This window comes from Veronia nyctiphanis, from assembly GCF_004116385.1.
Taxonomy (GTDB): domain Bacteria; phylum Pseudomonadota; class Gammaproteobacteria; order Enterobacterales; family Vibrionaceae; genus Veronia; species Veronia nyctiphanis.
Genome location: NZ_PEIB01000008.1, coordinates 138,398 through 153,574, shown reverse-complemented (window position 1 = coordinate 153,574; position 15,177 = coordinate 138,398). Strand labels below are relative to the sequence as shown.

Annotated in this window: 9 protein-coding genes and 2 pseudogenes; 10 read left to right on the top strand and 1 reads right to left on the bottom strand. The window is 44.0% G+C overall.

Translation table 11 applies throughout. The annotated features are described in order from the left end of the window. Positions 1–166 precede the first annotated feature (166 nt). From CS022_RS08955 to gloA, 3 genes are all read left to right on the top strand, one after another. Positions 167–766 carry an immunity 49 family protein gene (locus tag CS022_RS08955; RefSeq protein WP_235869347.1) on the top strand — a complete coding sequence of 200 codons (600 nt, stop codon included), beginning with the start codon at positions 167–169 and terminating at the stop codon, positions 764–766. An 876-nt stretch (positions 767–1,642) separates the two neighbouring features. Then, positions 1,643–2,602 (top strand): LysR substrate-binding domain-containing protein, encoded by a 960-nt coding sequence (locus tag CS022_RS08950; RefSeq protein WP_129121997.1) that lies wholly within the window; start codon positions 1,643–1,645, stop codon positions 2,600–2,602. 74 nt (positions 2,603–2,676) lie between these two features. Then, positions 2,677–3,102, top strand: coding sequence for a lactoylglutathione lyase (gloA, locus tag CS022_RS08945; RefSeq protein WP_129121996.1), 426 nt, complete (start codon positions 2,677–2,679; stop codon positions 3,100–3,102). Positions 3,103–3,172: 70 nt separating this feature from the next. Here the strand turns inward: gloA and motY are convergent. Beyond that, positions 3,173–4,056 (bottom strand): annotated as a pseudogene (motY, locus tag CS022_RS08940) (flagellar protein MotY). Positions 4,057–4,237: 181 nt separating this feature from the next. On the opposite strand from motY, the gene rnt reads away from it, so the two are divergent. The 7 genes and pseudogenes from rnt to CS022_RS08900 all read left to right on the top strand — a co-directional run bounded on the left by rnt (position 4,238) and on the right by CS022_RS08900 (position 15,158). Continuing rightward, complete coding sequence (gene rnt / locus CS022_RS08935) at positions 4,238–4,918, top strand: ribonuclease T (protein WP_129121995.1); 681 nt, start codon at positions 4,238–4,240, stop codon at positions 4,916–4,918. Between the two features lie 288 nt (positions 4,919–5,206). Further along, positions 5,207–6,466, top strand: coding sequence for an OmpP1/FadL family transporter (locus tag CS022_RS08930; protein WP_129121994.1), 1,260 nt, complete (start codon positions 5,207–5,209; stop codon positions 6,464–6,466). Between the two features lie 561 nt (positions 6,467–7,027). Next, a complete protein-coding gene (locus tag CS022_RS08925; protein WP_129121993.1) occupies positions 7,028–8,311 on the top strand; it encodes an OmpP1/FadL family transporter in 1,284 nt (427 codons plus the stop codon). A 10-nt stretch (positions 8,312–8,321) separates the two neighbouring features. Continuing rightward, complete coding sequence (locus CS022_RS08920; protein WP_129121992.1) at positions 8,322–8,600, top strand: hypothetical protein; 279 nt, start codon at positions 8,322–8,324, stop codon at positions 8,598–8,600. 41 nt (positions 8,601–8,641) lie between these two features. Continuing rightward, complete coding sequence (locus CS022_RS08915; RefSeq protein WP_235869345.1) at positions 8,642–11,044, top strand: hypothetical protein; 2,403 nt, start codon at positions 8,642–8,644, stop codon at positions 11,042–11,044. Positions 11,045–11,287: 243 nt separating this feature from the next. After that, positions 11,288–12,592: an outer membrane protein transport protein gene (locus CS022_RS08910; protein WP_129121990.1), complete on the top strand. Its 1,305-nt coding sequence runs from the start codon at positions 11,288–11,290 to the stop codon at positions 12,590–12,592. Further along, positions 12,574–15,158: pseudogene (locus CS022_RS08900) on the top strand (VolA/Pla-1 family phospholipase). The gene CS022_RS08910 and the pseudogene CS022_RS08900 overlap by 19 nt, the downstream one beginning before the upstream one ends. Positions 15,159–15,177 lie beyond the last annotated feature (19 nt).

Here is a 15,177-nt window from a genome sequence, read left to right as displayed (position 1 = left end):
TAGAGACTTTAACAATCAACAACAGGAAATGATGCTGGCGGCATCAATATTAAATCGATTTACGCAGCTTGGTATGCCCGATAGTTACCGAGTCGCCTAGTGATATCAAAAGACAGGGTGGGCCGAGTATGGAAACAAAGCCGCCATGACGCATAGACGGAATGCAGTGCCTCAAGACGCAGTCTTTCCTTTTTGTTACGGTGAAAGAGAGTTCAAGCTTTCGGGACATAAAGGAAAATTACCAATTGAGGCACCCGATTGGTTTCATAGCATTGCCCTGACAATAGTTGCACGTAGGTTTGAAGATCTCAACGATTTGATGGCTATCGAAGAAAATGGTCTCTTGGAGTATCGATCTAAACAAACAAAGCTGGCGATGGACCTTTGCCTTCATTGTTTGGGGTTAAAGCCATCAGCTGAGCCAAGTGAACTACTGGATACTTTTTTGGCTGAGATAGAGTCAAACCAGAAAATTCAGGAGAAAAAGGAACTTGCATTGGGGGGATTAACTATCACTCTGGGTTTTTTCGATGTCATGAGAGCAATTCATGCAAAAGATGAGACAGACTATCGCCAAGCAATCTACAAAGCAGTTGAGATGCATAAGGAGTGGTTTACTCATGATGAGGACTTTAGTGGTCGAATTATAGGATATATATCACTACCTCTTCTTGCGGCAGCAAAATATGCGTATTCTAAATACGGTTTCAACATTGATTTTGAAAGTCCATATTTGCCCACCTACATCTTCATGGACCAGAAATAGTATTCAAAGTCCTCGGTGACTTGATAGACATTGAGACACGACCCTAACTCGATTTTGTCCAAAAACGAGTTACGAAAGCTCTTTTGTGAGTGATACCGATGGTCGAGAAAAATCATAAACGCCTAGCGACTAGCGAGCCGTGCGAGCGTCAGGAGTGGCTTTATTATTTTACTTTACCATCATTCCCCTAGATACCCTTTTAGCAGGGTGATGGTTCACGCAGTGAGGCCATCGCCTTGCCAAGACTTTGGGTAAAGTCAGCTAGAGTGCATTTGATTAATTTTTTACTATTTTTGTAAAGGATATTGGGGATGATTTTGTCGAGTTTAGTCTTATAAAATCATCACCTTTGCAAATTAAAGGGTATTTGTAATGTATTTTTACCGTTGATGGCACCTACACCCCTTACAATAACTAGATAGTCACTCACTCACCCACCGAGTAAAGATGATTTTTAGTTCATATAATTCGAATTTAAAGAGAAAGTGTACCCCGATGAGTGATCACTTTCTCTGCCAGTCTATCTAGCGATAATATTGAGCGGTGTTGAGATAAAGCGCTCCTCATAGATATTTTCTGTAGTCCGCATGGCTCCCCGCACCATGCTTATTCAACCCAATATCCCTCGCCAAGTACTCATTCATTTCTGATGGCTTGACTGTTTTTTGCCTGTTAGTCGAAAAGAGGCGAATGGGCCGCCAGTAGAACGTTAAGCTGAACTCAAAACAGCGACGTTCTCTATCTGACAAGTTTGCGGTATAACTAACACTAATACTCATAAGCACCTCTTTTAATGTTCTGTTCTGATTGGTATTTTCTTGGTTCTCCTCACTGAGAACCAACGATCATTCCTTACAGAACATATAAGTGTGGCTTATGGAACAGCATCTCAGGCACCTTCACGCATTACGATATTTTGAAGCCGCCGCAAGAAGAAAAAGTTATAGTGCAGCAGCAATAGAGCTTAGTGTCACTCAAGCAGCGGTTAGTCAGCAAATACGTGGGCTTGAAGACAATCTCGACATCAAACTGTTTTTCCGGCAGGGTCGTGAAATGCTACTGACATCTTCTGGCCAAAAGCTTTATGACTCTGTTAATAAAGGCTTCCGCGAAATTTCTGCCGGGCTAGATATGCTGAAATGTGAACCCATGGAAGGCGTACTCACGGTCAATACCCCTCCTTCTTTTGCCTCTTTGTGGTTGATGCCGCGACTTTGGCAATTTACGCATACTTATCCCTCAACAACCCTTCGTGTTCATGCTGATCGAGAACGTGTCGATATACGTTACACAGATACAGATATTGCTATTAGACAAGGCATCATTACCAACGACGAGTTACTCAACGATGTTGTCTGCGAGCCACTTTATAGTGAGCCTGTATTTCCATTGTGTTCAGCAACACTGGCGGAAAACCTGCAATTTACCCATCCCGACCAGGTGTTGAACTGTATGTTGATCCACGGCGTCAATTCACGCGCGTTTAATTGGAAAAAGTGGTTTGAGGTTGCAAATGTTGATTGGCAACAAAAAGACATCCAATGGATGGAAGTCCCCACCTTTGATATGGCGTTGAACGCAGTCATGGCTGGCCATGGAATGTGTCTCGCCACAGAGAGTCTCTCTCGCGACCTGATTGATAACGGACTGCTTGTAAAGCCTTTTGATATTCCACTTTCCCCCGGCGTTAAATACTCACTTGTGTATCAGAAAAACTCGCCAAGAAGAAAACGCGTTCAAGCATTCATTGACTGGATAAAGCTTCAGGTCGACGAGCAGGAACAACAATCAACGAAATGCTGCATAAAAGGATCGACAATCCCGCAGCGCATCTGACACAAGCTGCGGCAGAATCTAGAATTCGGGTATAATGCAAAAAAACTGAAAGCACTGTTTTAAGGAGAATAATAATGGCAATGGGTCGCGTACTTCACACCATGCTGCGTGTAGGTAACCTTGAGAAATCAATCGCCTTCTATACCGACGTTATGGGCATGCAACTGCTCAGAAAAAGCGAAAACAAACAGTATGAATATACACTGGCATTTGTCGGATATGGCGATGAATCACATGGCGCTGTGATTGAATTGACCTACAACTGGGGCACCACTGAGTATGATCTTGGCAATGCTTTTGGTCATATCGCTATTGGTGTCGAAGACATATACAAGACTTGCGATGCTATAAGAGCGACTGGCGCGACGATTTCAAGAGAGCCGGGCCCAGTCAAAGGTGGAACCACTGAAATTGCCTTTGTCGAAGATCCTGATGGCTACAAGATTGAGTTGATACAATTGAAAAGTGCGTCTAAAGCTCTAGGGGAAACAAACGAGTAGAAGAAAGAAGTAGCAAAGCATTCTTTCTCACGCCGCTACTTTTAAGTTTGAAAGCAGCGGCGTGTTAGTTTTAGATCATTGAACGCTCAAGCGAGATGACAACCCGTCTGTTTTTGTGCTGACCGACAGGCGTATCGTCTTCAGCGATAGGACGACGTTCACCAAACGCCTGAACCTGAACACGATCCTCTGGCAAACCGAGTTCAATAAAATAGTCTTTAAGCAGCTTTGCACGCCTTTCCGATGTTTTCTGATTAACGATTTTAGCGCCTCGCCCATCCGTATATGTCGCCATCAATACCAAACTCACATCAGGGCTATTTTTGATAAACGACGCAATGTTCTCGATGCGTGACAGCGAATCCCTGTCGAGGTCATCACCCGTTTCTTTGTAGTGGAGAACCGTAAACGCGATATCTTCGAAAGAGAAAGGCAACAAACGCGACACACATGAGTTGAACGCATTGTACGTTTGCTGGAATGCCACAGCAGATAAAGAGACATTTACTCTCTCTCCCCTGCTCTGCCACTCAGGAAAACTGAACGTCGGATATCGGCCGTGTTCAAGCTCAGACAACATCACCCAAGCCGCTTGACCATCAACGTAACCATTAAACTGCTTATAAAACTTTAAGCGCTCGATGTAGCTGGCTCTCTCACCGGGCGTCCAGATAGGTGGCATAGAAACGAGCGCAACATCTGCAGTTTTACCTACAGGTCGGCGCATTTCCAGCTCAAAGCCCAGATTAATTTTCTTGCTCGCTTTTGAGCTAAATGTAGCGAGGCCATAATTAGGAATTAAATGTTCAATCCTGCACTCTAATGGCGTATCAATCGTGACAGACCACTGAGACTCTAAAGCTTTGCGCCATAATATTTTATTGCCACAGCCTGAGGGGCCGCGAGTAGGCTTGTCGAAAGTAGCAATGTGGTTATTCTTTTTAACATTCTCATTTGAGGCTAAGCCCCCAGTCACCTATTTCATTACTCTATTTTTATCGGGTAATGTCTTTTTTTCTTTAGACTAATTTTCGCAGTTTAGCAGGTGAAACCTCGCTTTGAGCTTTAGCTCACATCATCGTTCTGACATAATGTTCGGCTGTCGTTTAATGAATCCATTTTCGCACAAAGACTTATGACTGAAGAAACCAATCTGAATACGTTAAAAGCACGATTTCGTGGATATTTTCCTGTTGTTGTGGATGTTGAAACAGCAGGTTTCAATGCAAACACTGACGCACTTCTCGAAATTTGCGCCGTCACACTGAAAATGGACGAAGAGGGATGGCTAATACCAGACCAAACACTTCACTTTCACATCACGCCTTTTGAAGGTGCCAACATTGAAAAAGCCGCGCTTGATTTCAATGGAATCAAAGACCCTTTCAGCCCACTACGTGGTGCAGTCGATGAAGAAGAAGCATTAAAAGAAATCTTTAAAATGATAAGAAAGGGCCAAAAGGCAGAGAATTGCCAACGCGCTATCATGGTCGCGCACAATGCCAATTTTGACCACAGTTTCGTTATGGCGGCTGCAGAGCGTAGTAAACTCAAACGAAACCCTTTCCATCCCTTTGCGACCTTTGATACTGCGGCACTGAGTGGCCTCGCTTTGGGCCAAACGGTGTTGGCAAAGGCTTGTGAAACTGCCGCTATTCCATTTGATAACAGAGAGGCACATTCCGCCCTATATGATACTGAGAGAACAGCGGAACTCTTTTGTGAAATTGTGAATCGTTGGAAACGCCTTGGCGGCTGGCCACTACCCGATCTCGCTACACCAGCACAGGAAACTGACGGGAAAAGCAGCGAATAAACAACATTTGTAGCTGGCAACGCCTGTTATTTAGAGAAGCCATGTCGCACTGTCCATAGCACAAACATGGCTTTTTATTTCTTAATTATGTGACTTTAAACAGGATTTAAATATAAAACTGAGCGTTTAACCTTCTCAGCTCACACTACTCTTCCCCATTTCCTACCGTCCCGAAATCCGACAACTATATTCTCATATGGCAGTCACGCCCCTTTAGCTTGAGTAAAACATCTAACGTGTGGCTGCAATTATATTCAACCACAAAAAAGTAGTGACCAAGAGGCGGAAATGAAAAGAATATTAAGGAAAAGCTTGCTCTCCACTGCAATCCTTCTGGCAGCATCACAAGCTCATGGGGCAGGATTTCAGCTATTGTACCAATCCGCGGAAGGACTAGGCCGAGTTAATGCCGGAGAAGGAGCAATACTCAGCGGCGCATCTGTTGGCGGAAGAAATGCTGCAGCTATCGCAATGCTGGATTCAAGCAGCGTTTCAGTTGGTGTTACCTTTGTGAAACCAGATGTGAAAGTGAATGGTACAGCAACTGGTGCAGGCTCTTTTGAGCACGACTCAGTAGCAAATGATGGCATTGTTCCAAACCTGCATTATGCGAGACCAATAAATGACCAACTTGCCCTAGGCCTCTCTTTGGGAAGCTTCTATGGAACATCGACTGAGTTTCCTGAAGACTCAATCGTCGGCGCACAGACAGGGGAAACAGAGCTTACGACCATCGATGCTAACTTCTATGCTGGCTACAAAATCAACCCAAACCTGAGCATCGGTGGCGGTGTAAACATCGTGAAAGCAGATGCAAAAATGATTAGACGAGCTGGCTTATTAGCGCCAGGTATACCCGGGGGGGCAACAGCATCGACCAAAGTCGTCGATGTTGAAGGCGACGCGATGGGATACGGTTGGAATATTGGTGCTTTGTGGCAACTCGACGAAAATAGTCGCTTTTCTCTCACATATCGCAGTGCAGTTGATCTCAAGCTGGAAGGTGACTTTACAGGTTTAAGATCCTCATTCGCCAAAACGCCTGCTGAGCTCAAAGTCGAACTTCCCAGCATGGCTGAGCTCTCAGGGTTTCACCAACTCAACAGCAGCCTTGCTGTTCACTATAGCGCGACATTAACTGGCTGGAGCTCATTTCAAGAACTGAAGGCAACAAGTTCAGGCTGTTTGAACGGTGAGTGTCTGCAAAAAGATGAAAAATGGGAAGATAGCTGGCGTTATTCTGTCGGTGCTACCTATGACCTCAGTGACATGTTGACCTTACGCGGAGGTATCGCTCTGGATCAATCGCCAGTACCTGACGCATACAGAACAATGAGCATTCCAGATTCTGATAGGATGCGTTATGGTCTTGGCGCAACGGTGAATGTGAGCTCTAACCTTTCAATTGATGCTGGCATGTCATTGATAGACGGTAAAAAAGAGAGTGGTACTGAAGCGTTGTCACCTCCTGCCCCTGCACCAGCGGCAACATTCACATCAGAGCCAAAAGCACTTGTTTTCGCTCTTCAGGCAAACTATACGTTCTAAAAAGTTAGTGAGTATTATAAAAGCCAGCGTAACTGCTGGCTTTTTTATGCATGCTATACGTATCCTACCTCTCACGAACTTCCATAAAGCTTATTAGTATCCCACCTATAAATACTGAATCAAAGATAAGACTTATTCATTTATATTTCATTTTTAATTGATGAATATATTATTAAATGGATTAGCCATTAAAAAAAAAACAGCTTATATAACATTCTCATTTTTGAAACTAAAACAAGGAGGAACTATTTCGCGCCAAGTGGAACAGAAATACCTAATACAAAACAATAATTTAAAGTAAAAAATATCAAAAATAGAGTATATACTCAAAACATAGGCCTGATTCAAAAACTGAATGGGGCCAACATAAACAATTGATTATTATATAAAAAAAACAACATTGGTCAGTTTTAAAAATTGACGTCTATATTTGATTTTCATAATAAAAACATTACATCGCTAATTTTTGGGGAATGAATTTTCACGTTGTGAATAGCAACTGTTATTAAACCTCCCCCCACAATAATGAACCTCGATAAAAAGGGATATTAGAGAGGCAACATGAATAATTTTAAAAAGGGAATACTGGCTAACAGTGCATTCTTTCTTTTCTCCGCTCAGCTAAATGCTGCTGGATTTTCTCTGGACGAATATTCTGCAACTGGATTAGGTCGAGCTCACTCAGGCGAAGCAGTCATCGGAGATAGCGCTGCAGTTTTGGCACGTAACCCAGCAGCATTGACGCTGATTGAAACACCAACACTCTCAAGCGTCTTTGTAGCCATTAAAGAAGACATTCGCGTCACCAACCTTGAAATCAACCAGACCGCAGAGAGCATAGTACCTCTGCAAGCTGCGCCAGCTGGCTATTTCGCCATGCCAATAACAGACTCTATTGCAGCAGGTATAGGCGTGTATGCACCAGTAGGTATCGAACTCAAATACCCAGATAATTTCGCCGTCGGTGACCAAGGCGGTCACACTCGTATTATCGCGCTCAATGTTAACCCAGCTGTTGCCTACCGATACGACGATGAGCTGAGCTTTGGCGCCAGCGTGAACCTTATATACTCAACGGTTAAGATCGCGCGAAACATTGGTGTAGCAGGCACAGTATTTGACGACAGTTTTAAAGCATCTGACCAAGCCATATTACTTAGAACGGATACGTTCGGTATTGGCTATTCCCTTGGATTTATGTATGAACTCGACGAAGATAATCGTTTCGGACTTTCATACAGAAACCGGATTGCACTCAAATTCCGTGATGGTGACTTTGAAGATGCCACGGGACGATTTATTCCAGAAAAAGGCGGTAAAACCAAAACCGACCTCGAATTTGATATTCCCCCAACACTCGAATTTTCTGGTTACCATCGCTTTGCTGATGAATGGGCAGTGCATTACGACGTCAGTTGGACGCGTTGGAGCACCTTTACGGGTATTCTGGCCACGGATCAAGGCAAAAATGTATGCCGCTTCAACGATAAAGACGAAAATATCGGAATATGTATCCTCGATAACAAAACCTTCAAAAATAGCCTTCGGTATGCAGCTGGTCTAACCCACTACTTTGATGACGAATGGACATTCAGAGGCGGTGCATCATACGGCACGCGTTCAGCAGAGCCTTCGTTGGCATCACCGGACTCACCCGTTATTCGCGTTGCTTTGGGCGCAACATACCAATACTCAGATCAACTCTCATTCGACTCAGGTCTTTCATACCGATATGGCGGGAAACAAGACTTCGACCAAATTGATATTCAAGATAACTCCAAACCTTTCACCATGAAACGACAGGGTTTCTTATTTGGCCTTCAGATGAATTACAACCTTTGGTGAGCGGAACATAATGATGAAAAATATATTTGAGATTCCTAATGCAATCATAAAAGCACTCACTTTTTGTCTGTTCACACTACTTCTTGGTTGTGAAGAAGGCGGGATCAGTGGTGCCTCAACGCAAGGTTCCCTGAACCAAAGCCAGCAATCAAACCTCGGGGGAGCAACGAGAGTAAATTTTGTTCTTGGCGGACCATCGGAATTCATGCCCCTTCCAGCATTCATCATTCATGATGCGATCGACGGAACCATTAATGCCCCTAGAGAGTTTCAAACATCGACAAGCTAGATAACCCCTATCTAGGTTTAAGCACCATCGATGGTTGGGGGTTGAGCAGCCACATCTATATCGAGTTTCTCGGTGATGGCTTTGGTACTGAGATAAAGAGAGTGGATGACGGCTTTTACTTGTACGAGCTCGATAAGGGCATGACCGATAATCCTACATCGATGACTCTTATTCCTACTCAAGCGTATACACGTGGAAACAACCTTGTCATACAGCCTCTGGAAATGCTCAAACCAGAAACAGATTATTTTTATGCCATTACGAATAGTATCATTGATAAGGGCGGTGAGCCGATCAGTTCGATTCAGGCCTACACAACGCTCACTGGCGGTGTAACAGTTGGCCTTGGTGAGCGATTAGATCGGGCCAGTGCGATACTGAGAAACCTTAACAACCTGCTTTTTGACACCAACAATGAAGTGTCACTCGACAACATCGTATTTTCTATGGCTTACACAACCCAGTCATTGGGTAAAACGCTCGACCATACCAAGCAGGCTATTGTTAAAGGGTTGGATCAAGGTAATTTAAACAATATCTGGAGAGGTGCTTCGAATCCAAAAAATAGAGATCTCTCAGATTTGTATGAAATGACATTTGGTAAGACCACTGATTTTCTTCAATTTGTCAGAAAAGACACCAACTTCAATCAATATGTCGATGTTGATAACGAAGGCCTGAAAGATCGTCTTATCGAAGCTTATGGGCTTATTGACCTAATGGGCAACATCCCATTTTTAAATCTTCGCAGTCAGGTTGAAGTAACAACGGGAACCGTAAAGTTACCGTACTTTCTTGATTCGAAGCCTGATACTTTTCTGCTTTCGCCCTTCGAACGTGCCACACCAAATGTAGCCACGATTCGCTATATTTTAGAGCGCGGCAATAACGAGGACAAAGCGGTAGTGATAGCACAGCTCACTAACGCAGGCGTCAGTGTCTCCGACCTCGACACAATAGAAAATAATAATGATACCCTTCTGAAATTGATGGGCCTTGAGATGAAGCTTGCCGATGGCCAACCAATTGAGAGTCTGGTTGCATCAAAAGCGGCTTATGGTGGTGTCGGTGCACCGGTAACCACCACAAAGGTAGTGACAAGGTACAACCCCATCCCAAAGATTCAGGATGTGGAAGAAGTTCCTTTCCTGTTGCTTACGCCCAAAAAATTTAATCCTAACAAGCCAGTAAAATTAGTTGTATTCCAACACCCAATCACAGCATCCAAAGAAGCCGCTTTACCATTGGCACCGAGACTTATAGGAGTCTCAGGCTTACCAAGCTTTATTGGCGATCTGGTCGGCCTTATCAGTACTTTCCCGGGAGCGAATGAACTGTTTGCTCTCGTATCAGGACAGGGCGGAGACTTAAGCTGGCTGCGGGGTAACGATGACAACTTGGCGATAATTGCTATCGATCATTCTAACCACGGCGAACGCTGTCTGTCTGATGAGCTATGTTCCAGCGAAGAACCCACGATCTATCTTAATCTTGAGGCGTTCCCTGTGGGTCGCGATAACCTTAAACAGAGTACGCTCGACTTCTTGGGTTTGAGACTGGCATTGTCCCTTGCACAAAATAAGGGTGATTTGACTGGTACACCGCTTGAAAACATTGAAGATTTATCGTCTAACCCTCCTGGTCTGTTATCTCACTCCTACGGTGGAGTCTCCGCGACACATACTGCTGTGTTTGGAAACAAAACCTTTGGCGGTGATTTAGGCAACCGTTATGACGATCACTTCAACTTTTCTGCACTGGCGCTGGCTAAAGTCGGCACGCATGTGTCTTCACTGCTGTTGAACTCAAAAGAGTATGAGGGAATGGTAAAGCATATTGTTGCCTTAACACTCAACCCTAGCTACCAGCAGTTTGTTAAAGACAATCAGTTTGCTTGTAGTGATGACAGAGATCCGGCAGATTGTTATGGAGAATTTGTTGAGCAAGCAGGCAATTCATCTGAGCTCACGGCGGTCCTAAACTCTGTCAATGAGACCTTTGACCTTTACGGTATTGCAGCTCAAACAGCGTTGGATAGCATAGAACCCTATAATGTCGTACAGATGAAAGGTGAAAACGGACAACCCATTCTGGCAGACATTCCTATCTTCCTTAAGCAAGTCGCAAACGACAACACATTGCCGAATCGTGTTGAGTTTTCGCCGTTGACTGGCTCTGAGACTTTTGCTGAATTACTCGGATTAAATACCATAGACAAGAACTCACCCACCACATTTTCAGCGGGGATGAATTTCGCGTTACCTAGCGGTGACAAGCACTTTGTCAAGTATGATGAAGTGGCCGATCACCTCACTTTTATAGGGTCTCAGACTCCACCTGCGGATGACCCTCACAGTGGCCATATGCAAACAACTATTGCAGAGTTTTTCCTCCGAGAAGATAACAGCTTCAAAGGCATACCTGTCGATTATCTCACAGAATAAATACATGAAAGGCCAGCATTAAGCTGGCCTTTTTGTTTCATTTTTGACACTTCATAAATGCCTTACCTTCAAATACCGATAAGTCTCATTTATCAACATGACTTTCCTTCCAGTAAATCTAAGTTATTAACAAGCATCATCACAATCCTATGTAACTGATTAATGAGTTTTATTAATTATATTTCATATGCATAAAGGTGGTGCCACACCCTCCCATGTATCACAAGAAGTAAGTGAGGCTGTATGTCCCGCATTAGTAAAGGAACTATGTTAACCGGTATTGCCGCATTGCTCTCCACTCAAGCGCATGCAGCAGGGTTTCAGGTTGCTGAACACTCAGCATCTGGGCTTGGGCGAGCCTATGCTGGTGAAGCGGCTATGACCGACAATGCATCAACCATGGCACGAAATCCATCGACGATGACACAAGTTGAAAATACGCAAATTTCTGCTGCACTGCATGCAGTCTTCCCGAACATTGACGTTACGGACAACAACAATAAACAGACAGCCAATAACGTTGCACCTGACGCTTTTATTCCTGCCAGTTACGCAGTTTTTCCGATATCGGATGAGTTTTCAGCAGGTATAGGGCTTTATACCGTATATGGCGTAGGCACTGACTATCCCGATGACTTTGCGACGGGTTATATGGCTGGCGACACTGCACTGACGTCAGTCAATTTAAATCCTGCGATTGCTTATCAAGTCGACGAAAAATTGAGTATCGGTGCTGGGTTAAACGTTGTGTATGCCATTGCAGAGCTCAATCGCCACTTCGGTCAATTAGCTCTTTTTACAGGGCCTGAAACTGACAAGCTTATCTCCATGGAAGGTAAAACATGGTCTTTTGGCTGGAATATAGGCGCTTTATATGAAGTAGACGAGAATACTCGCTTTGGCGCTTCATACCGCTCACCCGTCAAGCTGAAGTTCAAAGACGGAGAGTTTACTGACTATGCACCGGGTGGACGTGTTGTAGAAGGTGGGGGCAAGGTCAAAGGGGAACTAAACATTGAATTGCCCGCAATCGCTGAACTATCTGGTTTTCATCAGCTTAACCCTTCATGGGCACTTCACTACAGCGTACTCTGGACAGAGTGGAGTGTTTTTGAAGAACTGAAAGCCACAAGCGCACAGTGTACAAAAGACGATGCTAATGGCGTCTGTTTCAGCAAAACTGAGAAATACGATAACGCTTTGCGATGGTCAGCAGGAACAACTTATTCGCTGAATGATACCTGGACATTAAGAGCAGGGCTTGCACTCGACGAACAAGCAGGGGAATCAACCCTCAGCATTCCTGACACTGACAGATTCTGGTACTCAGCTGGAGCGACCTATCAAGTGTCTGCATCCCTTTCCGTAGATGGCGGCCTAAGTTATGTTTCAAGCAAATCAGGAGACTTCAACGAAAGGCTGAATACAGCGCTTCCTGAGTACAATTATTCAGCCAAAGGCTCAGCAATCATTGTTGGCCTTCAAGCAACTATACATTCTGACAATACAAGGACTTTGGAGATTACATTATGGAAAATACGTACATGAAAAAAAACCTTATTGTCCTTATTGTTGCCATTTCACTCAATTTGGTTGGCTGCGGTGAAGACACATCCCTCTCAGGTACCCAAAACGAAAGTTATATCTCTGAAAGTGTAAAAGCTGACACAAAGGTCGCATTCGATCTGCTTAGCGACGAGATAAGCATTCAAGTCCCCTCTTTCATCGCTATGGATGCGATAGACGGAAGCCTAAATGTAACAGATGAAACAGAACCGACGAACCTAGAGTCGCCATGAATAGTGCAGACGGATGGGGAACAACGACAGATATAACTATCGAATTCTCTGGCAAATCTTTACTGCCTGAGACTTCAGATGACTTAGTAAAAGTAGATGATGCAGATATTTTTAAGATGGTCAAAGTCACAGGCCCACCGACTTTAACTGCTCCTGTATTCGAAAAAGAATTGAAGTTAGGTGAAGATTTCACCGTATGGATAAAAAACAGAGACTTATTGGTAGTAAAACTTCTAAAACCATTACTTCCCAACAGTCAGTATATGTTTGCAGTAAGTAATCAGCTAAAAGATATCAATAACAAAGCGATAGGAATGACTCAGAGCTATGCGCTCGTCAAGTCACAGCTTTCCGTACCATTAGAATCTGATACTTTGAGACAAATCCAGACTCGAGTCCATCTCACAGAAAAGATGCTTGCTAGGCAAAACGTGATAAGTGTTGAAAACATTGTTTACTCGAGCTGGTTTACGACGCAATCTGTCGGCACAATCTCGGCGAGAACAAAACTTGCCATATCCGCAGGAATAGCCAGTGGTGACTTTTCAGCCATATGGAAAGACGGTGCCAACCCTAACTCACTAAACTTATCTGACGCATATAAAGTTAATCCGCCCACTTCTGCTGATCCGTACGAAATCAGTCTGCAAAATAGCGCTGCCTTTTCAAAGTATATTGATAATGAAGCTAACGATAATCGGACAGCTCTGCTATCTGCATATAATTCATTAACCACGACGACACCGGGTACAGAAATTAGTGTTGCTAAAGGGCATGTTTCTCTGCCTTATTTCCTTGAAAAAGCAGAATCAAGCTGGAACAAAACAACGTTTGAATCGGCTATGCCAAGCATTGCCATTGTTTCGTCGCTCTTGAATGGATCAGACTCCTTACAGAAAGCATTTATCGCTAAACAACTTGTAGAAAAGGGTATTGACCCAACGAAACTAAGTGACCCACAGGAAGCGTTTAAATTGGTAGGTATTGAACTATCAAAACTTGACAGTTCAAAAGTTGATAGCGCACGACAAATGTCTCAATACAGCTTTATTCCAAAACTAAAATCTCTGGAAACGCTGAATTTCATACTCTTTAAGGCCACTACCCCGATACCTAACGTGCCCATGCAGCTAGTCATCTACCAACATGGAATAACCTCTGCAAAGGAAAATGCCTACGCGTTTGCACCAATGCTCATTAATACCGCAAAAGCCACAGGCAAAAATTTGCTGCTTATTGCCATTGATCAACCCCTCCACGGCGAGCGGAGTTTATCATCAACTTATGGTTCAACGACAAGTACCTCACCTACAGCATTTCTCAACCTTGAATATCTAATGGTTGCGCGAGATAACCTTCGCCAAAGTATTCTCGATACAGTTGGATTAAGGGCAGCCCTGAGCTATTCCAATGCACTTGGTGCTCTGCAAGGGACAATACTTGAGGGTGTTTTAGACAATACAGCCCCGGCGTTTGTTGGTCATTCACTAGGCGGTATTACAGGAATGAGCGCGGTATCAGTGGCGAATCAATCAGTCGGCGATACTCAAGTAGACAATCTGTTCACATTTTCGCGGGCTGGAATTGCAAACTCAGGTGGTAATATAGCCAACCTGATTTTGACCTCGGATTTCTTTGGTCCGTTTGTCAAACACACATTGGCATCAGCTCAAAGTCCAGACTATGTTAATTTCGCCAATGCAAATGTTGCTACATGCCAAAACAAACCCAACCCTGCGGTATGCTTATTCAATTTATTTGAGACTTCAGCAAGTGTAGACGGCTCCCCCTTGGCACCTCTGCTTAAAGGATTGAATACAGCCTTTGATCAGTTTACTTTTGCAACGCAAACGGTACTTGATAGCATTGATCCAATAAACATGATTCAGCTAAAAAACGCCGACGGCACTCCTGTGCTTAGCAATCTACCTATACTCATGCAACAGGTTAAAGGCGACGATACCGTGCCAAACAGTTCATACCCGGCAGCTCCTCTGGCAGGCACAACGCCGATGGCAGCTCTCATGTCTTTGATAACTGTTGATAGCCAAACAATTGCTGAGGGGGAAATGAAGGTGGTTCCAGGCAGTAAGCTTTTCGTCAAATTTAACAGTGGAGGTAAACATAGCTCGTTCATTGCGCCCAGCAGTGATGAAAATTTCCAAGTGCCTAACACCGCCATTCCAAACGACTATTTGCATACAATAGAAATGCAGGCACAGATGGGGCAATTCCTCGGAGGTAATAACAACATCCAGATCAAGAACAACAATAAAGTCTCAGAAGCTTTACCTGTAGTTCCTGTCCTAGAATAGATAACTCCACATGTGAGTG